Origin of the sequence: Halobacterium zhouii (assembly GCF_021249405.1) — an archaeon.
Classification (GTDB): domain Archaea; phylum Halobacteriota; class Halobacteria; order Halobacteriales; family Halobacteriaceae; genus Halobacterium; species Halobacterium zhouii.
Genome location: NZ_CP089593.1, coordinates 434,854 through 453,386, shown reverse-complemented (window position 1 = coordinate 453,386; position 18,533 = coordinate 434,854). Strand labels below are relative to the sequence as shown.

Here is an 18,533-nt window from a genome sequence, read left to right as displayed (position 1 = left end):
CGCCAGAGAACGCTTACTCGAACACCGCGTCGAACTCGTCGGCGCCAAGCGGCTCGAACGTCCCCGCGGCGGCGTTCTCCGAGACGTGCTCGGGGGTCGACGCGCCCGCGAGCGCGCTCGTCACCCCTGGCGCGCTCCGCGCGAAGTTCAGCCCACGCTGAGCGAGCGTGTCGCCACCGAGTTTCTCGTCCACGTCGTCCGGGATGCCCGAGAGCACGTCGCCCTGGGCGAGACTCGCGGACGTGAACACGTTCAGTCCCGCCTCGTGGGCGAACCAGAGCACGCTCTGGTCACCCTCCGGTCCCGATTGCGAATCCTGCGTGAACGCGTCCGCCATGTAGACGTTGAACGGTAACTGAATGGCGCGCAGGTGGGTCGCGGTGTTCCCGACGGTCTTCGCCGCGGCGCGCGCCCGCGAGACGAGTTCCCCGAGGTCGAGGTAGTGGTCGTGGTCGCGGGCCACCCGGAACGCGTCCCACGTCGCCACGCCGTAGTGCGTGATGTCGCCCGCCGCTGCGCGCTCCTCCAGGCGCTCGAAGGTCGCTTCGAGCTGGTCGTAGAGCGCGTCCGGCGAGCGCACGTCGAGTTGCGTCTCCGGGTTGTGTACGTAGTAGAGGTCGAGGCTGTCGACGCCGAGGTTCTTGAGCGACTGGTCGAGCTGGTGGTCGATGTAGTCCGGCGCGACGCAGTGGCTGCCGTGGGCGAACTCCTCTCGGGTCGCGACGCCCGAATCGACGTACTCCTCGGTGACGTACTCACCCGGGTCCTCGGGTCGCTCGCCGTCGAACGCGACGAACCCGCCCTTCGACGCGAGGAACACCTCGTCGCGCTCGGCGTCGGCGTCCGCGAGCGCCCGCCCGACCACGCGCTCGCTGCGCTGGTGGCGGTAGTTGATGGCGGTGTCGACGACGTTGATCCCGGAGTCAAGGGCCGTCCGCACGGATTCGTAGTACGCGTCGTCGACCTCGTCGGTCGGGTCGCCGAGGTACGTGCCGAGGCCGGCGCTCGACACGGCGCGGTCTCCGACGCGCCGGAAGTACGTGCGCGCCATCCCGTCCCCGAAGCGTTCCTTGTACCGGAACGTCCCGTCAGCCGTGGCCATACCGGGGGTAGGCGGTGGCGTCACTTGTACTCCCCGCGACGGCGCGCAGTTCGTCCGAGAACAGTGCGCGCTACCCGTCAGCCTTCGTGTGCTACTCGTCAGCCTGCGCGCGGAACGCGTCGACGGCGTCCCGGTACCCCTCGCGGAACGTCGGGTACGCGTACTCGTAGCCAAGTCCGCGAAGCAACTCGTTCGAGCAGCGCTTGCTCGTGCGGAGGCGCCGCTGTGCGGGCGTCGAGAGGTCGCCCGCTGCGAGGCGCTCCTCGACGGTTCGCTTCTCGGGGTGGTCGACCCCACATTCGTCGGCTAGCCAGTCCGCGAACGCCCACTTCGAGACGGGTTCGTCGTCCACCGCGAGCAACACGTCCTCGTCCGCCTCTTCAAGCGCGAATCGGACGGCTCCGGCGGCGTCGTCGCGGTGGATCATGTTCAGGTAGCCCTCCGTCACGGGTCCGTCGACGTACCGCGAGAGCCGGTATCGGTCGGGGCCGTACAGTCCCGCGAACCGAACGACGGTCGGGTTAATTCCGTGTTTCGGCGCCTCCTCGAGGGCGACGCGTTCAGCCTCGACGAGCACGCGGGTCTTCTCGGTCGTCGGGTCGAGAGGCGTCTCCTCGTCCACCCAGCCGCCGTCGTGGTCGCCGTACACGCCCGTACTCGACGTGTAGACGAGTTTCTCGGGCGGATTCTCGCGCCCACCGAACGCCCGAACCGCCGTCCGTAGACCCTCGACGTACACGTTCCGCGCCGCGTCCGCGCCCCGGCCACCGGAACTCGCGGCGAACACGATGGCGTCCACGTCGGGCACCGCTGACAGCGAGTCAGCGTCGGTTACGTCCGCCCGGACCGCTTGGAAGCCGGCGTCACGGATCGCCGCCACACCCGCCTCCGAGCGCCGGACGCCGACCGGGTCGTGGCCCGCGGCAACCAGCTGCCGGCCGAGTTCCAGCCCGACGTAGCCACAGCCGAGGATGGCGACGCGCATCATCAGTTCCCCTCGCTCGTCGCAGCCATCAGTACGGGTTCTCGCTGGCGACGTGCTGGTGGATGCGCGCGTACTCCGCGAGCGTCATCGGCTGTCTCCCCTCGATCTTCTGCTGTATCTCCTTCGGGCCGAGGTCGGTGTCGATGCCCGCGGCCAGCGAGTCGACGTCCATCACCGCGGAACTCATCTGAAGCATCAGGTTGTCCCGGACCTCCAGGACGATGCCCTCCGCGTCGGGCCACTCCTCGGAGAGCGCGAGCACGGACGCCGCCTCCTCGACGGTGAACTCGGGTGACTCCCCCGCCACGAGCGCGTCGAGTCGCTCGGCGTCCACGCCGGACGCCTCCGCGGCGGCCTCGACGCCCTCGCGCTCCACGACGGACGCCAGCGCCGCCTCGTACTCTGTGCGGAGTTCCTCCGGTGTCACGTCTTCTGGGTCTGCGATCTCGTCGGCGAGCATGTCCGGCCGTACGCGTTCGGTGCTCAAGGGGGCTACGCTTGCCGCCGGCAACCGACCTCGGCCTCGCTCACCACCCCGAAGACGTCTCCGTCCGCTGGCCGTCCACGTCACCGACGCCCTGTGGCCCCGGCGGCACGACGATGGCGACGGTCGTCGTCACCTCGAAGGAGAGGCGCTCGTTCCGCCCGACGCGCTCCGGGTCGCCGTCGCCGTTCACGTCGAACGCCACGGGTTCTTCCTCGCGCACGTACGCGGTTCCCTCCCCCGGTCCGACCGGGGAGCCACCTCGAGCGCGGACCGCGAACCGCGCCCACGACCCGCGGACCGACACCGACCAGGCGTTGAACGTCGCGTACCAGTACCCCGGCACCGGCACGAGCGGCAGTCCCGCCGGCGTCACGCTCGCGTACGACCGCCGTGCGCGCGCCACGACTCGCTCGGCCGCCGCGCCGGTCGCCTCCGTGAGCGCTTCCCGTGCCAGCGCGCGGCCGACCGACCGAACCGACCGCGCGGCCGCCCCGACGAGTTCCGCCTCCACTTCGACCGAGGAGCGCGCGACGACAGTCGGCGCCGCGGCGCGCAGGCGCGCCAGCAACACGTCCCGACGAGTGCCCGTCACGTCCGCGACGCGCACGGCCGCTACGCCGACGGCGCGCGCCGCCGACCCGTTCGCCACCGCTTTCGCTCTCGCGGCGAGCGTCGGCCACCGGTCGAGCGCGCGGCGCGTCACCGCCCGACGCTCTGCCACGGTGAACGAGACGTTCGACGCGTAGAGGACGCTCCGGTACGCGCTCCCTGCGGCCGTCAGGCTCTCGGCGACGGCGCCGCGGAGGCGGTCACGGCGGTCCCGAAGCGTCTCGTTCTCGGCCACCGACAGCGTCCGGTTCGCCGCCCGCAGCGACTGCCCGGCGGTCCCCAGACCGACCGTCCGCGGCGGGTCGTCGAACACCCGGGAGAGCACGGCGTCCGCCGCGTCGCCGTGGGGGAGCGTGAACCAGTTCGTGTTCCTCGCCGCGAGCGGGTGGTACGAGGTCTCCACCGCGGGGGCGAGCGACGAGTCCACCTCGGCGAGTGTGAGATACGCAGGTGAACCATCGACCGACGCGACCGACCCGGCGTCCACCTTCGTGGGTGACGCCCGCGGAACGTCCTCGATGGCGTGGGCACCCAGCGCGGCCCCGGATCCGGATAGCGCGGCGTTCGCCTGGCGACTCCGGAGCCGCTCGGCGACCGCCTCGAGGTACGCCACGCGGACCGCGGCGACCGCGCGACCGCCGGCCGTCGCGTGGGTTCCGGGAGCACCGTACAGCCCGTCCACCCGGTTCCGGAGTTCATCGGCGGGCGTATCGCCGGAAGCCAGCTCCGCCATCGAGACGTTCGCCGACACGTTCCACGCGCGGTCCCGGAGCGCCGACGCCGCGGCGAGCGCGCGTTCGCGGACCGCGTCAGACGGGGCGAGTCGAAGCAATACGTCCCGGTTCACCTGCTCGCCGGCGACGGCCCGCCGCGCGAGCGAGTCCACGCCGCCCGCGCGCTTGACGAGTTGGCGGGTCGCGCGCGCCGAGATGCGTTCGCGGAGCGCTTGCGTGACGCGCGCTACTGGATTCGCCAGGACGGACTCCACGTCGCTCCCCGCTGGAACGCCGGCCGGTTGCTGGAACCGGAACCCGACGGCGACGGTGACACGGTACGTCCGCCGGCGCGTCTCCGTGACGGTCCGCTCCTTACCGTCGCGGACGTACCTGCGGACCGTCTCCTCGGTCACGACGACGCGCCGACCGTGGCGAGACGTCCGGCGGTAGTCACCCGGGAGCGGACTCGACGCTGGCGGCTGGCCCGAGACGCGAGTGGTCCGGTCGGTCGTGGTTTCCGCGAGCGACCAGTTCTCGGGCGCGCGGCCACTCCGGTCGACGGCAGTATCGACGCGCGAGACCGTGACGGTACGTCGGCCGACAGCGGTGTACGCGGCGCGGAGCAGCCTGTCGAGTGAGAACCGACCGCTTCCGTCGACGAGGCCGACGAACGCGCGGTCCGCGGTGACGTTCACGCCGACGGGAACCGACCGATGACCGCTCCCGGTAGCGCCGAGGCGTGACAACGGACCGGTACTCACCGCCCCACCGAGGCCCCGGTTCGACTGTTCGTCTGTGTCACCTGCGTCCGTATCGGCGTCACCACTACCGCGAGCAGACCCGTCTGCACCCCCGTAGCCGTCGCGGGTGCGCGAGTCCGCTCGTGCGGAGCGATGGCCCCCGAGTGCAGCGGTCGCGCGGTCCGTCGCGGCCCTCTCCGTCGCGGCGACTACGTCCGTGACGCCGACGCGAGCGCGAGCGCTCCGGTACGCCTCGCTTCCATCGCCGTCCACGCGCCCGAACGCCGAACGCTGTAGCGAGAGCAGCGCACGGTTCGTCATCAACTCGACGTGACGGTTGGCGAGCACGTTCGCTATCGGCAGTCCGGCGTACTGCATCGGCCCACGGAGCCAGACGACGCGGTGAAGGAAGTCCGTGAGTCGTCGGTCGAGCCCAGGGCCAGCGAGCGCACCGCGGTCGAGGAGCGCCTCGAACCGGGAGACGCGCGATGCAAGTTCCAGCGTCGCGCTCTCGACGGTCACGGAGACGTTGGTTCGCGACCGCGACACGACGCGGCCGTTCCGCCGGAGCGTGACGCGAACGTCCTCTACGGTGACGCGGACGAGCGAGTCGTTAACCTGCTCGACGGCGACGCGGTCGATCGCACGTTCGGCGTCCGCGGGGGAACGGATGCGCGTGAGCGAGACGCTTGCTCGGACGTTGCCAGCCGTCGCGGTCACGTTCCCGAGCGCGCGTTCGGCGCGCGCGTAGATGCGGAGCGCGAGCGCGTCCCGGAACGGGCTGTCGGCCGAGAGTGCCGCGCCGTACCTGCTGTCCGCCGGGGAGACGACGGGGTTCCGGGCGGCGGCGCGGAGCGCGGTTCGGGCCGCACCCGCCACCGCGACGGACGCCCCCGTCTCGACTCGGTCGGCAGCGCGGTCGGCGCGAGTCCGCGTCGGCGCGGGGTCCTGTCCGGCAAGCGACGCGGTGGTCGTCGCGCTCGCGACGAGCAGGAGGACGCCGACCAGCGCGAACGGGACGCGCCCGCGCTCGTCGTCCGCGACGTTCACGCTGACCACGTCCTGACGGACACGAACGCGGTGGTGTTGCCGACGGCGACGCGGTGTGTCACCGCGGCGACGGACGCGCTCGGCGGCGGACGCGAACCCACGGTGACCTGCGTGCCGTTCGCCGTCGCGGTGACGGCGACCGGACCGTTCAGTTCCGCGAGAACCGCAGCCACTGCCGACTCGACCGCGCTGACGAACCGGGGGTTCGTGCCGCGGTGCGCCGCGACGGCGGCGTGACCGAGCAGCGTGGCGACGCACCCGGACGCCGACCGCCTGCGGCCCGACTGCGCGTGGTAGGTTGCGTTCGCAGTACTCGCGAGCACGGCGCGCGCCGTGGCGTCGGGGTCCGCCGGACGCGGACTGTCGCCGGGAATCGAGACGAGCGCCACCGCCGCCGCGCTCACCAGCAACACCGCCATCGAGGCGTCGAGAACGGTGCTGATAGCGCGCGTCACGCCCACACCTCCACGACGAAGCGCCCCGGAACGACGCGGCCCGAGCGCGTCCGAATCGGGACTGGTCTGCTCGCAGTGGCCGCTCCGGACGGTGGATTCGATGCGCCCGCGGTCCACTCTCGACCGCTCGCGGTGACGGTCACGGCGACCGCGTACCCCCGGGGCGTGACCGCCTGGGACTCAAGTCGTGACGGGTCGACGACTACGTCGCCGTCGGCGGTCGCCGCGTCCACGGCGTCGACGAGCACCTGCTCGGCGGGCGCACCATTCTCGCTCTCGGGGAGGACGTCGAGGCGAACCGCGCCGTACGCGCCCACCGCGAGACAGACCACGGCGACCGCGGCGAGCGCCGGCAGCGGTTCGACCTGCGCCCTACGCGCCGACGAGCGTGACATCGACACCCCTCCAGGAGACGCGGCGGACGGTCAGTCGGTCGGCGTTGGTGCGCCACACCGGGTCGCGGCCGCGGGCCGCCGCGGCCGCGGTGGCAAGTCCAACCGGTGTGTCGAAGACCGCGTCCGGCGGTGTGCCACGGAGCACGCGCCAGAGCGCGGTGTCCCGTCTCACTGGGACCACGGGTCCGTACGACAGCGAAGCGTGTGCGGTTCCACCCGGACCGCGGACGGCGAGTTCGTGCTCACCGATCTTCACGGCCAGAGCGCCTATCTGTGTGGTCTCGGCGCCGGAGTGGTCCGCCGCAGCGACGGCGTCGACGGTGGCGGCGAGCGGTTGCACGCGCGGCACGGGCGACGGCCGGACCGCGAGCGCGACACCGAACAGCGTCGTGCTGACGAGCGAGAGCGCGACCAGTACCGGCGGAACGTCGGCGGGAACGTCGAGCATGACCGGGGTTGGTCCCGTCTTCTGCCTTAAAGTTAGAGCACGCGTCCCGCGAACGTCGCCGTGAGTGGATAGACAGTGGCGGCGGCGACGAGCGCGACGCCGGCGTGGTAGCCGACCAGCGTGCGGTCGAGGCCGCGGTCGAGACCGACGGCGAGCGCGGGCAGCACCGCCGCGAGCCAGAGCACGTAGCCGCCGACGGCGAGCGCTAGCGGGGCCGTTGGGAGCGCGGTCGCGCCGTCGAGACCGGTCAGTCGTGCGGCGAGCGCGACCGTGACGCCGGCGATGAGCGGCGCGTACACGAGACCCGTGTGGCGGAGCGTCCGGGTCGTCGCGGCGAACTCCCGGCGTACCGCGCGGTCGAGTTCGCCGAGGTCGTCGAACAGGCCTGCGACGTCGACGAGCACGCGCCCGCCCGCCGGGCCGGCGTCGGCGGCGTGCACGACCAGCGGCACAACGGCGCGGGCACGGGCGCTCGGCGCGTCCGCGAGCGGGCCGTGTTCACCGAGGAACGATTCGTGCACGCCGACGCCGAGTCGGCGCATGCGGCGTGCGGCGGCCGCGAACACCGCGCCCGTCTCGCCGTCCAACGAATCGCCGGCGTCCGCGACGCCGGATTCGACGGCCTCCCCCTGGCGGAGTCGGTGCCCGAGCACCGGGAGCGCGTCAGCGAGGCCGGATTCGACGTCTCGAGCGCGCTCGCGGACACGGCACGCGGGCAGACACCAGAACGCGAGTGCGCCGCCGACCGGCCACCCGACCGCGACGACGGGGAACGCCCACGGCGGCAACAGCGGGGTGGCGACGGCGCCGACGGCCGCCGCGAGACCGACGGCCGCCGCGAGCACCGCGTTCCGCTCGCGGCCGTCGAGTTCGGGGTGGTCTGACGGAATCGAGGTCGGCGGGAACGCGACAGGGCGACGCGCGAGCACCCAGCAGACCGCCGCGAGCACGGCGAGCGGGAGCACGACACCGTACACCAGCGCGAACGCGCCGACGGTGAGCGGAAGACCAGCGCTCGCGGCGGCGGGAACGACGCCGACGAGCGCGAGCGGCAGCACCACGCCGAACGCGTAGACGGCCATCGTCGGGCCGTGGACCGCGTCCGCGTACTCGCTCGTCCGCTCGCGCGCGCCCTCGACCACGACGTCGAGCGTGCGGTCGAGGAGGCGCTCGCGGTCGCCCTCCGGGGCGTCCACCGCCGCGTCAGCGAGCGCTGCGGCCCGGCGGAGCGCGGGGAAAGCGTCGGCCCACGTCGCGGCGAAGGCGTCGAAGCCGGCTCCCGACCGGCCGCGGGCCTCCCGGGCGTGCGCTGCGAGGCTGTCTGCGAGACGGCCCGTCGCGTGGTCGCCAGCGAACCGCGTCGCGCGTTCGAGCGCCGGTTCGAGGCGGAGCGACAGCACGACGAAGCAGACGACGTCGGGGGCCGCTCCGAGCGCGCGAGAGCGACGCGCGAGTTCGCGAACGGCGGAGCCGTACGCGACTGCGGCGGCGATCGCGAGCGTGAGGCAGCCGATCGCGGCCCCGACGTACGGGAGAAAGACGCCGGTCGCCAGTGCGGCGGCGGAGCCGACAGCCGCGATTCCGGCCGCTCGGTCTCGGACGCTGTTTCCGCTTCCGGACGACAGGCTAGCGGCGTCCGCGCCACCTGTCGGCGGCCGGCTATCGTCCGTCGGACTCCTCATCGGCCACCCCGGAATCGGCTGGTTCGTTCGTCAATCGCGTCCCGGACGTCGGCGTACGTCTCACTCGGCCCCGCGAGGGATGCGACGACGGTGCTGTTGCCGCGGTCGAGGCGGCCGGTCGGCGTCGCGCCGCGTCCATCGTCCACGAACAGTTGGGCTGACCCGTTCTCGGTCACGGATGCGATCTCCGTGACGCGCCTGCCGCGTCCGGTGTCGGCGAGCGTGACCACCAGGTCGGTTGCAGCGAACGACGACTCGGGTACGCCGAGGTCCGAGACGACGCGCTCGCGGACGGCCGCTACGCCGTCACCGTGGATCGTGCCGAGGACCGCGTCGTCGCTCGCGCCGACGCGCATCGCCTCGTAGAGCACGCGGGCCTCCTCGCCGCGGACCTCCCCCACGGCGAGCGCGCCGTCGCCGAGGCGGAGCGCGGTGTGGAGCGCGTCGCTCATCGAGACGTCCGCGCCAGCGCCGTCCGCGCTCGCGTACAGCGCCTGGACGTCCCGGTCGTCCTCACGGAGCGCGCGCGTCGGCAGTTCTGGGGTGTCCTCGATGGTGACGAGGCGGACGCTCCGGGGGAGCGACCACAGCGTCGCGCGGAGCGCGGTGGTCTTGCCCGCGCCCCTCGCGCCGGCGAACAACACGGCTGCACCGCGGCTGACAGCTTCCGCGACGAACCCGGCGGCTTCGGGGGTGAACGTCCCGTTTTCCACGAGGTCGGAGAGCCGGAACGGGTCGGCGTCGTGCGCGCGGAGGGCGAACCCGGTGCCGTCGCTCACGGGGTCGGTGACGCCCGCGACGCGGACACGCCCCGTCGCGCCGAGTCCCTCGACGGTGGTGTCGAGCGTGGGGTTCGCGCGCGAGAACGGGCGACCGCTCTCCGCGCGCAACCGGGACGCGAGACGGGCCGCACCGTCGTCCGTGAACCGAACGTTCGTGCGCGCCTGCTCGCCGTCGACGGTGACCCGGAGTGGGCCGTCGGCGACTGGCGCGCTGGCGAACGCGTCGGTGACCCCAGGGTCCGCGAACACGTCCTCGAGGACGCCGAAGTTGCGGGTGTGCTTCCGGAGCGCGGCCGCGACGTCCGGCCGGTGTTCGCCGGCGGCAGCCTGAACCGCTCGCTCGGGCGCGTCCTCGCCGTCCGGAATCGACCCGTCGGCGAGCAGTCGGCGTGCGTCGGCGAGCACGCGACACTCCGAGGGACCGAACTCGTACTCGGGCGGGACGACGTGGTAGACTGGAACGCCGTCGGGCACGGTGTACTTCCGGACTGTCGCGCCGGTCTCCACGGTTCGGGTGTCGCGCAGGCGACCGTCCGGCGGCGGACCGACGGCGACGCGAGCACCGGCGAGCGCGGGGCCGACGCGCGGTCGGAGCGCGTCGTACGCCGGTATCTCACTGGCGACTGCCCCGAATCCGGTCTCGGCTGCGAGTGTGGCGGCCGGACCCGCGCGTCCGCTTGCCTCCGCGGCGGCGGCCAGCGGGTCGGTTCGGGCGCGTTCCGCGAGACGGGCGTCCCGGTCAGTGACGCGCGCGGCGAACCGTCCGGCGGCGGTGAACAGCGCCGCTGTTCGTTCCCCGTACTCCCGGCGGAACCCCGCATCATCCACCACGATTCGGTCGGGGGCGACGCGAGCGCAGGCGTCAGCGAGCGTCGCACGGCACGCGGGCCGAGCGGTCGGATCGTCGTCCGTGCACGCAGTCGCGTCGACGGACAGCGCGTCGACCGACGAGGCCGCGTCGCGTTGCTGGTGGCCGGCCGTCGAGACGTCGCAGGCGCAGTCCGCCGCGTCACCGCGCTTGAACCGTCGAAGGAGCGCACGCATGGACGCCGATGGACGCGTTCCCCCTGATAAACCCTCGCAGCGCGAAGACGACCGGACCGCTGGCCGTCCGGACGTACGCGAGCGTCGTCGGCCCCTCGAGTGTGCCATCGTCAGTGCAGGTGACGACGCGCGTGGCGAGGGAGCGCCGGTGCGCTGGAGCGCCGTCGAGTCGGGTGACGAGTCTCGCCGGCTCGCCCCTGACCGCGAGTGTCGCACCGTCGGGAACCACGAGGTCGAGCGTCCGTCGGGGCGCCGTGGCGAGCGTCCGCCCCGGGTCGCTGCGGCGGGCGAGCGCACGCACGCTGTCCGCGAACTCGTCCGCGTTCGTGCGGAGTGCGGCAGCGTCACGGGTTCGCGTGGCGTGGTGGACCGCTGGCTGGGCGGCCGCGACGAGCGCGAGCGCCGCGAGCACGGCGAGCACTGTGCGGACGATCACAGCGCGTCCCGCACCCGACCGAGCAACGACTCGTCGGCGCGTCGGCGCCTGTCTGCGGACCGAGGACGGCCGTGATGCGACTCGTCGTCCGCGAGGGCGGTCTCGGACGCCCGCTTCCCGCCCTCACCTCGCTCGTCGCCCCCGCGCTGTCCGTCGTCGCCGGTCGAATCGCTCGCTTCTCCGGGTGCCGTTCGGCGCTCCTCGAATCGCTCCACGGCGGCGCGCGCGGCGTCCGCCCGCCGTTCCACGCGGTCGTTGACGTGCTCGAGTTCGCCCACGTAGCCGTGCAAGGACTGCACCGTCGCGTCCAGCGCGTCCACCCGCTCCGCGAGCGCCTCCATCTCGGACTCCAGCGCGTCGAGGCGCCGCTCGGCGTCCGCCGCAGCCGAGAGGTCGGGAAGCTCCTCACCGTCGGTCACCGCCCGCTCCACCGTTCGGAGACGCGCAGACAGGTCTTCGTCGGTCACGCACCGGGGTGGCCCCGGAATCCTACTTAAAGTTGAACGTGGCACAACGTTCATAGCCGGTCGCTGAGACACGTGGTGTATGAAAGCGGCCCTCATCGGTATCGGTCAAGCCGGCGGCAAGCTCTCGGAGGCCCTCCTCGCCGAGGACCGCCGCGCCGGCTACGACGCCATCCGCGGCGCGCTCGCCGTCAACACCGCCAGGACAGACCTCGAACCGCTCGACATCGACACCATGCTCGTCGGCCAGGAACGCGTGAAAGGCCACGGCGTCGGCGCCGACAACGAACTCGGCGCCGAAGTCATGCAGTCCGACGCCCGAGAAGTCATGGGCGAACTCGACGGCGTCGTCGACCCCAAAACGGAGGCCATCTTCGTCGTCGCCGGCCTCGGCGGCGGCACCGGCTCCGGCGGCGCCCCGGTCATCGTCGACGAACTCCAGCAGGTGTACGAGATTCCCGTCTACGCGCTCGGAATCCTCCCCGGACGCGACGAAGGCGGCATCTACCAGGCCAACGCCGGCCGCTCCCTCAAAACCCTGCTCGGCGAAGCCGACTCCGTCCTCCTCGTCGACAACGACGCGTGGCGCAAGAGCGGCGAGAGCGTCACCGAAGCCTACGACGCCATCAACGAACGCATCGCTCGCCGCGTCGGCATCGTGCTCGCCGCCGGTGAAAACATCGAGGGTGTCGGCGAGAGCGTCGTCGACTCCAGCGAAGTCATCAACACCCTGAAATCCGGGGACATGTCCGCGCTTGGCTTCGCCAACGCCGACGCCGCCCCAGACGCCGGCGAGAACATCAACGTCATCACCTCCACCACTCGGAAAGCGCTCCTCACCGGCATGAGCGTCCCCGAAACCACGGAAGCCGGCGCCGCCCTCGTCGTCGTCGCCGGCGACACCGACCGCATCCCCAGGAAGGGCGTCGAGAAAGCCCGCTCCTGGGTCGAGGAGGAAACGCGCAGCATGCAGGTCCGTGGCGGCGACTTCCCCGTCGACTCCGAGAAAATCGCCACCACCGTTCTCCTCTCCGGCATCGCGCGCTCCCCCCGCATCGAGGACTTCATGGAACGCGCCAAAGAAGCCAACAAGGAAGTCCAGGCCGAAGAGGAGCACGAAGCCTTCCAGAACGACGACCTCGACGGGTTGTTTTAACGAGGACCTTTTTACTTCGGCGGGTTTCCTCGCTCACTGCGTTCGCTGCGGGAACCCACCTCGCAAAAAGCTACGCTAAAAACCTCCTCGCACTCGCTCCGCTCGTGCGAGTGAATCGCGGCCTCCGGCCGCGAATGCTTGCCGCGCTGCAATCGCGCCGCAAACGGCAACCGCCGACCGAAACCGCTGACCGCTACCACAGACCGCGGACAGCTACCGTAGACCGCTGACCGCTACCGTACTGTAACTGCTCCGTTCAGACGAGGCTGGCGCCGTCGAACTCGCGGCCGTCGTACTCCACCTCGAGCATGTCGAGGAGCGTCGGCGCAATGTCGAAGAGGTCCGTTCCGTCCGGAATCTCGACGTCGGGGTCGTCCGTGACGAACGTCGCGTTTTCGAAGGAGTGCATGCCGTTCCGGGGCCCGTGGTCGAACACCTCGCCGTGGCCCGAGAACCCCGCCTTCAGGTCGAAACCGTGGTTCGGGATGGCGACCAGGTCGGGCGCGATCTCGTCGTGTGCGCCTTCGAAGGCGTCCTCCTTCACGACGACGCGCTCGCAGACCGGGCGACCGTCGGGCGCCTCGAGGTTCTCCAGTTTCTCCTTGAGGTCCGCGCGAACCGACTCGTACTCGGACTCCGGGACGCTCCCGCGTGGCTCGCGGCCCTCCAGATTCAGGTAGAACCGACCCGGGATGAACGAGTACGCCTTCGCGTCGTCGTCGATGTCGGCGAGAGCGTCGTGGTCGTCGTCCTCGTAGGAGAGCCAGCCCTCCTGCTCGAGCCACTCGTTCAGGTGGACCTCGTAGTCCTCGCTCGTGAACCCGTGGTCCGACGCGACGACCAGCGTCACGTCGTCCGCGAGACGCTCGCGCAACTGGCCGATGTAGTCGTCGACCTTCGCGTAGAACTCCAGGAACTCCTCGCGGTACTCGCCGTCGTGCTCGTAATCCCTGAACAGGAAGTGGTTGAGACGGTCGGTCGTCATGAACACGCCGAAAAACAGGTCCCAGTCGTCCTCCGAGAGGTAGTGCTCGAACGCCTCGTAGCGCGCGTCGAGGGTCTCGTGGGCGTTCTCCACGAACTCCGTCTTGTCGTCGTCGTGCCCGAGTTTCACGTTCGCGTCGATGCGGTAGTCGATGGAGTCGAGGTACTCGCCGACCTCCGGCGGATGCGACGCCTTCTCCAGACCCGGCGAGAGGAACCCCGAGACCATGCGCTGGACGTTCCGCTGGGGCGGGAACGTCACCGGCACGTTCAGCACGGTCGCCTCGCGTCCCGCGTCGGTCACGCGGTCCCAGAGGCGCGTCGCCTGCACGTCCTGGCCCATCGGCACGTACGTGTCGTAGCTCCCGGATTCGCGGTCCTGGAACCCGTACACGCCGGTCTCGCCGGGGTTCACACCGGTCGTGAGCGACGGCCAGCACGCGCTCGACTCCGGGGGCACGATGCTGTCGATCTCGCCGCCCGACCCCTCCTCGATGAGCGCGTGGAGGTTCGGGAACGTCTCGGGTTCGTCAGCAATCAGACTGAACGGGACGCCGTCGATACCGACGAACGCGACCCGGCCAGCGTCACTTCCGCGAAGACGGTCGAACAGACCCATACCGGGCCGGACCACGCAAGCGCACAAAAGGTTGGCCCCTTCGACGTGTGCTTGCACCGAACCGAATGCTGATCTGTCTCAGCCGACGGCGGCGTCTGCGTCGGTCCGGCGACGCCTGTACTGGCCCGGCGTGGCTGCTCTGACTCGTAGCGTTTATGTGCGCGCCAGCGATAGACACGTCTACTATGGCTGAGAATAGCACCACCGGCAGTGCCGGTCGGTTCGGCGCGCGGTACGGTCGCGTCGCGCGTCGCCGCGTCGCGGACATCGAGAGCGACACGAACGACGACCACACCTGCCCCGAGTGCGGTTCCGACGCCGTCTCCCGCCAGGGGACCGGCATCTGGCAGTGTGGCAAGTGCGAGTACAAGTACGCCGGCGGCGCGTACCGCCCGCAGACGCCCGGCGGGAAGTCCGTCGCGCGCTCCATCCGGACCGCGCTCTCCGAGGGCGAGGGCGACGAGGAAGAGGCCTGAAGATGGCGTACAAGTGCTCCCGCTGTAAGCGAGACGTCCAACTCGACGAGTACGGCGGCGTGCGCTGTCCCTACTGTGGCCACCGCGTGCTCCTGAAGGAGCGCAGCCGCGACGTGAAGGAAGTCGACGTGAAGTAACCCGGGCGACTGTTTCTCGACCGTGCACCCGACGCCCGGCGCTCACACCGCGACGCTCGTCTTCGAGTACGATTCGACCGCGCGCGCTCGCATCGTCGAGCGGAGCGTCGCCGTGGAAGCCGGCGACATCGACGGCGACCGGAGCACGGCCACCGTCTCCCGGGACGGCGCGAAGGTCACGGTCACCGTGGAGGCCAGTGACCTGACCGCGTTGCGGGCGGGACACAACACGTGGGCGACGCTCGTCGAGGTAGCAGAGAGCGTGGTTCGGAACGAGCGTAGCGAGTGAGAACCACGAAAACGCGAGCGCGGAGCGCAGCGATGCGCGAGCCGCGTGGTTCGGAGGGAGTGAGCGTAGTTCTCGTGAGCCGAAGGCGAACGAGAGCTCGTCAGAGCAACGCTCTGACGGTGGGAACGACTGAGAACCACGAAAACGCGAGCGCGGAGCGCAGCGATGCGCGAGCCGCGTGACTCGGAGTGAGTGAACGAGCGAGCACAAAGCAGGGGTTTTTCTGTCGGGCACGCATCTCTGCGAGTATGCAGGGCAATCTGCCACCGGAAGCACAGGAGAAACTCGAGGAACTGCAGGACCTCCAGGAGAAGGCCCAAACGGTCTCCGCGCAGAAACAGCAGGCCGAGACCCAGCTCAACGAGTCCCAGACGGCCCTCGAAGCGCTCGAGGACATCGACTCGGGCGCGACGATGTACCGCGAGGTCGGCGAGCTGCTCGTCGAGACGGGGTACGACGAGGCCGCCGACGACCTCGAGGAGAAGGTCGACAATCTCGAGGTTCGCGTCGAGACCCTCGAGAAGCAGGAGGAGCGCGTGCAGGAGCAGTTCGAGAGCCTGCAGGAGGAGCTCCAGAACATGCTCGGCGGCGCCGGCGGTGCGATGGGCGGCGGTCCGAGCGCCTGATCGATGCCGACCGACGAGGAGGTCGTCGAGACGGCCGCGGAGGCCGCCGAGGGGCTCGTTCTCGCGCGGTTACAGAACAGCGACGTCGACGACCTCGACATCACGGTGTCCTTCGAGGACGGCGTGCTCGACGTTGACGTGTACGTGAACGCGCCGGAAGCCGACGCGGACGTCGAGCAGGTCGCGGACGACGCGGCGCTCGCGGCACAGGGCGCGGTCGACGACCTGTTCGCGACCGAGGACGACGCGTAGGCCGGCGCGGGACGGCATCGAGCCACGAACTCGTTTCTCAGTATCCCAGCGCGAGAGCGGCGCGTCTCGCGTTCGACGAACGACCCGCTACGTCAGGAAGAACACGAGCACGCTGACCGCCACCGTGAACAGGATCGACACCACGGCGAACGCGCCGCCCATCGCGATGACGGCGTTCGCGTGGCTGGCGAGCGTCTCCGTGCGGTCGTTCCCGAAGACGGTGACCTCCGCGCGCTCGGTCGCCATGCCCGCCTCGACGGGTTCGAGGTCGCCCTCGGCGCGTTCGACGAGGTCCGCGACGAGCTCCGCGAGGGCGTCGCCGTCGATGGCCGCGCCGACCTGGTTCGAGGACTCGACGGTGTTCACGATGTGCGTGTCCGTCGTCATCACCTCGGCGTGGTCGACGTCGAGGCCGTCGATGATGTGCTCGCGCAGGCCGGGCTCCATGTTGTTGCCGTCGACGAGCACGTACGCGGTGCGCTGGCCGTCACTGTCGAGGACGGCGACGCGGACGCCGAGCGGACCGATGCCGTCCTCGGGTCGCCACGGCGTGCGGTCCCACGCGACGCCGAGTTCGAGGGCGTGTTCGTCGGCGTCGTCGAGGCGGCTCGCGATTCCGCCGGCCGCCTGGATCATGTCGAACGAGCGCTTGCTTCCCGGGTAGACGTGCCCGAGGTCGTCGCCCCTGAGGCCGTTGTTGCAGTTGTGGGCGTCCGCGAGCAACACGTCGCCCATCCCCTCGACGCGGGCCTCGGCGGACGCCGACAGCCCGACCGCGTACTCGATGTCGTCGGCGAACTCGGGGGCGTACGTGGAGACGAGGAAGGCGTCGCCGCCGAACGCCTGGCCGAGCAGTTTCGCCTCGTTCTCCTGAACGCGGACGGCGGCGGTCGCCGTGTCCGTGTACTCGATGCGCTCGTGGGCGCGGTCCGCGGCCTCCATGAGGGTGTCGACCTCGCGTTCTGTGACGAGATTGAAGTCGTGGCCGGCGGTGGCGTGGGGCGGGAACGCCAGCCCCGACGTGGTCTCTGCGACGCGCTGCGGGAGGTTCCCGCCGCCGATTTCGCCCATCGGCCCGGGATGAATCATCGGCAACACGACGCGGGCTTTCTCCTGGTGGTCGTTCGTCCGCCGGAAGGAGAGCACCGTGACTGGGACGACCGCCTCCTCGCCGATCTGCTCGAAGAAATCCTCGAGTTCGCGGGTCCCCTCCGCGATGTGGCCGATGAACCCCTGCAGGAAGTCGAGAACGCTCACGTCCAGGCTCCGCTTCCACGGGCGGTCCACGACGACGAGGAACACGTACGCGCCGAGCCCGTAGAACCCCGTCATCAGGGAGAGCAGTGCGAAGTCCTCGGGCGTGAACGCGTACTGGATTTCGGGGGGCGCGTGGCCCGGCCGGGAGAACAGCGCACCGATGTACGACCCACCCTCCGCGAGGTAGTTCATCGTTCCCGAGTAGACGAACAGGAGGAGGCCGGCGGTCGCGGTCTGCACGCTCGCCGGAATCGCGGCGAGCCACAGCGAGTTCCGGGACACCGCAAGGACGACCAGCAGGCGGATGGCGAACACGAGCGCGAGCGCTGCGATGAGCGCGTCGAACACGAAGTTCTGTCCGAACTGGGCCGACAGCGTTGCGACGATGCCCGCGAGCACGAGCACTGTCACCACGATCACCTCGCAGGCGACCGCGAGCAGCGACGACCGATTGTACGTGAGTTGGCCGTCGAGCCGTCGGTCGATCGGGGTGGTGACGAGGCTCGCCACCACCGTCGGCACGCCGATGAAGAAGACGCCCTGCCAGGCGTCCTCGAGGACGTAGACGCTGTTGAACGCGGCGACGCCCGCGAGCGCGGCGACGACGAGCGAGAGCGCGACGCTCGTGTACCACCGCGGCGCGCGGAAGATGTACTTCGAGAGGCTGGCGAGTTCACCCTGGGTCTCCGTCATGGGCCTACTCGCAGACCCGCGCGAAGTTCTCGAACAGTTCCTCGCCGCGCTCCGTGTGTGCCACCTCGGGGTGGAACTGTACGCCGTAGAGGTCTCGGTCCGTGTTCGACATCGCCTCCACCGCACAGATGTCGCTCTCGGCGGTCCGCTCGAACCCCTCGGGCAGAGCCACCACCTCGTCCGCGTGGCTCGCCCACACGCGCATGCCGGGCGCGAGCGACCCGAGGAGCGGGTCTTCGTCGTCCAGAATCTCGACGTCGACGTCCGCGTAGCCGCCGTACTCGCCGGACTCGACGCGCCCGCCGAGTTCCACGGCCATGAACTGCATGCCGAGACAGATGCCGAGCACGGGCACGTCGAGTTCGAGGTACTCCGCACAGCGCCCGACGTCGTCGATGTCGGGGCCGCCGGAGAGTACGAGACCGTCCGCGTCGAGGTCCTCGGGGGGCGTCGTGTTGTCCACGAGGTCGGTCTCCACCCCGTCGAGGTCCCGGAGCAGGCGGTGCTCCAGGTGGGTGAACTGCCCGTGGTTGTCGACGACGAGGATGCGAGTCATTGCGAGGTGGTAGACGACTGACGACTAAAAACCCAACCGTTCGGTCCTGCGGACGGAACGACGCGATTCGCGGCGGAGCGCGTTGGGCGACAC

20 protein-coding genes are annotated in these 18,533 nt (G+C 70.7%); 6 read left to right on the top strand and 14 right to left on the bottom strand.

Annotated features, from left to right (window positions below):
- Window positions 1-13 precede the first annotated feature (13 nt).
- The 11 genes from LT970_RS02240 to LT970_RS02190 form a co-directional block, all read right to left on the bottom strand.
- The gene (locus LT970_RS02240) at window positions 14-1,102 is read right to left on the bottom strand and encodes an aldo/keto reductase (RefSeq protein ID WP_232687343.1); all 1,089 of its coding nucleotides are present in this window, start codon (window positions 1,100-1,102) and stop codon (window positions 14-16) included.
- A 91-nt stretch (window positions 1,103-1,193) separates the two neighbouring features.
- Window positions 1,194-2,087 (bottom strand): SDR family oxidoreductase, encoded by an 894-nt coding sequence (locus LT970_RS02235; RefSeq protein ID WP_232688665.1) that lies wholly within the window; start codon window positions 2,085-2,087, stop codon window positions 1,194-1,196.
- A gap of 28 nt (window positions 2,088-2,115) precedes the next feature.
- Entirely contained in the window at window positions 2,116-2,547 is a 432-nt protein-coding gene (locus LT970_RS02230; RefSeq protein ID WP_232687342.1) for a DUF5791 family protein, read from the bottom strand.
- A 67-nt stretch (window positions 2,548-2,614) separates the two neighbouring features.
- On the bottom strand, window positions 2,615-5,689 hold the full coding sequence (locus tag LT970_RS02225) for a DUF7286 family protein (protein WP_232687341.1): 3,075 nt from the start codon (window positions 5,687-5,689) through the stop codon (window positions 2,615-2,617).
- The gene (locus tag LT970_RS02220; RefSeq protein ID WP_232687340.1) at window positions 5,686-6,144 is read right to left on the bottom strand and encodes a DUF7284 family protein; all 459 of its coding nucleotides are present in this window, start codon (window positions 6,142-6,144) and stop codon (window positions 5,686-5,688) included. The genes LT970_RS02225 and LT970_RS02220 overlap by 4 nt, the downstream gene beginning before the upstream one ends.
- Window positions 6,141-6,539, bottom strand: a complete 399-nt coding sequence (locus LT970_RS02215; RefSeq protein WP_232687339.1) for a DUF7285 family protein — start codon at window positions 6,537-6,539, stop codon at window positions 6,141-6,143. The genes LT970_RS02220 and LT970_RS02215 overlap by 4 nt, the downstream gene beginning before the upstream one ends.
- Window positions 6,517-6,987 (bottom strand): DUF7283 family protein, encoded by a 471-nt coding sequence (locus tag LT970_RS02210; RefSeq protein WP_232687338.1) that lies wholly within the window; start codon window positions 6,985-6,987, stop codon window positions 6,517-6,519. The genes LT970_RS02215 and LT970_RS02210 overlap by 23 nt, the downstream gene beginning before the upstream one ends.
- Window positions 6,988-7,019: 32 nt before the next feature.
- Entirely contained in the window at window positions 7,020-8,669 is a 1,650-nt protein-coding gene (locus tag LT970_RS02205) for a type II secretion system protein (RefSeq protein ID WP_232687337.1), read from the bottom strand.
- Window positions 8,666-10,495: a type II/IV secretion system ATPase subunit gene (locus tag LT970_RS02200; RefSeq protein ID WP_232687336.1), complete on the bottom strand. Its 1,830-nt coding sequence runs from the start codon at window positions 10,493-10,495 to the stop codon at window positions 8,666-8,668. The genes LT970_RS02205 and LT970_RS02200 overlap by 4 nt, the downstream gene beginning before the upstream one ends.
- Complete coding sequence (locus tag LT970_RS02195) at window positions 10,461-10,931, bottom strand: DUF7311 family protein (RefSeq protein ID WP_232687335.1); 471 nt, start codon at window positions 10,929-10,931, stop codon at window positions 10,461-10,463. The genes LT970_RS02200 and LT970_RS02195 overlap by 35 nt, the downstream gene beginning before the upstream one ends.
- Window positions 10,928-11,398 (bottom strand): DUF7310 family coiled-coil domain-containing protein, encoded by a 471-nt coding sequence (locus LT970_RS02190; RefSeq protein ID WP_232687334.1) that lies wholly within the window; start codon window positions 11,396-11,398, stop codon window positions 10,928-10,930. Before LT970_RS02190 ends, LT970_RS02195 begins: the two co-directional genes overlap by 4 nt.
- 79 nt (window positions 11,399-11,477) lie before the next feature.
- On the opposite strand from LT970_RS02190, the gene LT970_RS02185 reads away from it, so the two are divergent.
- Window positions 11,478-12,551, top strand: coding sequence for a tubulin/FtsZ family protein (locus LT970_RS02185; protein ID WP_232687333.1), 1,074 nt, complete (start codon window positions 11,478-11,480; stop codon window positions 12,549-12,551).
- A 256-nt stretch (window positions 12,552-12,807) separates the two neighbouring features.
- Here the strand turns inward: LT970_RS02185 and LT970_RS02180 are convergent, their stop codons facing one another.
- Window positions 12,808-14,154, bottom strand: coding sequence for an alkaline phosphatase family protein (locus LT970_RS02180; RefSeq protein WP_232687332.1), 1,347 nt, complete (start codon window positions 14,152-14,154; stop codon window positions 12,808-12,810).
- Window positions 14,155-14,339: 185 nt separating this feature from the next.
- On the opposite strand from LT970_RS02180, the gene LT970_RS02175 reads away from it, so the two are divergent.
- From LT970_RS02175 to LT970_RS02155, 5 genes are all read left to right on the top strand, one after another.
- The gene (locus tag LT970_RS02175; RefSeq protein ID WP_232687331.1) at window positions 14,340-14,630 is read left to right on the top strand and encodes a 50S ribosomal protein L37ae; all 291 of its coding nucleotides are present in this window, start codon (window positions 14,340-14,342) and stop codon (window positions 14,628-14,630) included.
- Between the two features lie 2 nt (window positions 14,631-14,632).
- On the top strand, window positions 14,633-14,767 hold the full coding sequence (locus tag LT970_RS02170; RefSeq protein WP_232687330.1) for a DNA-directed RNA polymerase subunit P: 135 nt from the start codon (window positions 14,633-14,635) through the stop codon (window positions 14,765-14,767).
- A 22-nt stretch (window positions 14,768-14,789) separates the two neighbouring features.
- Window positions 14,790-15,056 (top strand): KEOPS complex subunit Pcc1, encoded by a 267-nt coding sequence (locus tag LT970_RS02165; protein ID WP_232687329.1) that lies wholly within the window; start codon window positions 14,790-14,792, stop codon window positions 15,054-15,056.
- Between the two features lie 248 nt (window positions 15,057-15,304).
- On the top strand, window positions 15,305-15,682 hold the full coding sequence (locus tag LT970_RS02160) for a prefoldin subunit beta (RefSeq protein ID WP_232687328.1): 378 nt from the start codon (window positions 15,305-15,307) through the stop codon (window positions 15,680-15,682).
- Window positions 15,683-15,685: 3 nt separating this feature from the next.
- Window positions 15,686-15,934, top strand: coding sequence for a DUF3194 domain-containing protein (locus tag LT970_RS02155; RefSeq protein ID WP_232687327.1), 249 nt, complete (start codon window positions 15,686-15,688; stop codon window positions 15,932-15,934).
- Window positions 15,935-16,021: 87 nt separating this feature from the next.
- On the opposite strand, the gene LT970_RS02150 is transcribed toward LT970_RS02155, so the two are convergent.
- Together LT970_RS02150 and LT970_RS02145 are read right to left on the bottom strand one after the other, a co-directional pair.
- On the bottom strand, window positions 16,022-17,884 hold the full coding sequence (locus LT970_RS02150; protein ID WP_232687326.1) for a DUF2070 family protein: 1,863 nt from the start codon (window positions 17,882-17,884) through the stop codon (window positions 16,022-16,024).
- Between the two features lie 4 nt (window positions 17,885-17,888).
- Window positions 17,889-18,440, bottom strand: a complete 552-nt coding sequence (locus tag LT970_RS02145) for a GMP synthase subunit A (protein WP_232687325.1) — start codon at window positions 18,438-18,440, stop codon at window positions 17,889-17,891.
- Between the last annotated feature and the right edge of the window lie 93 nt (window positions 18,441-18,533).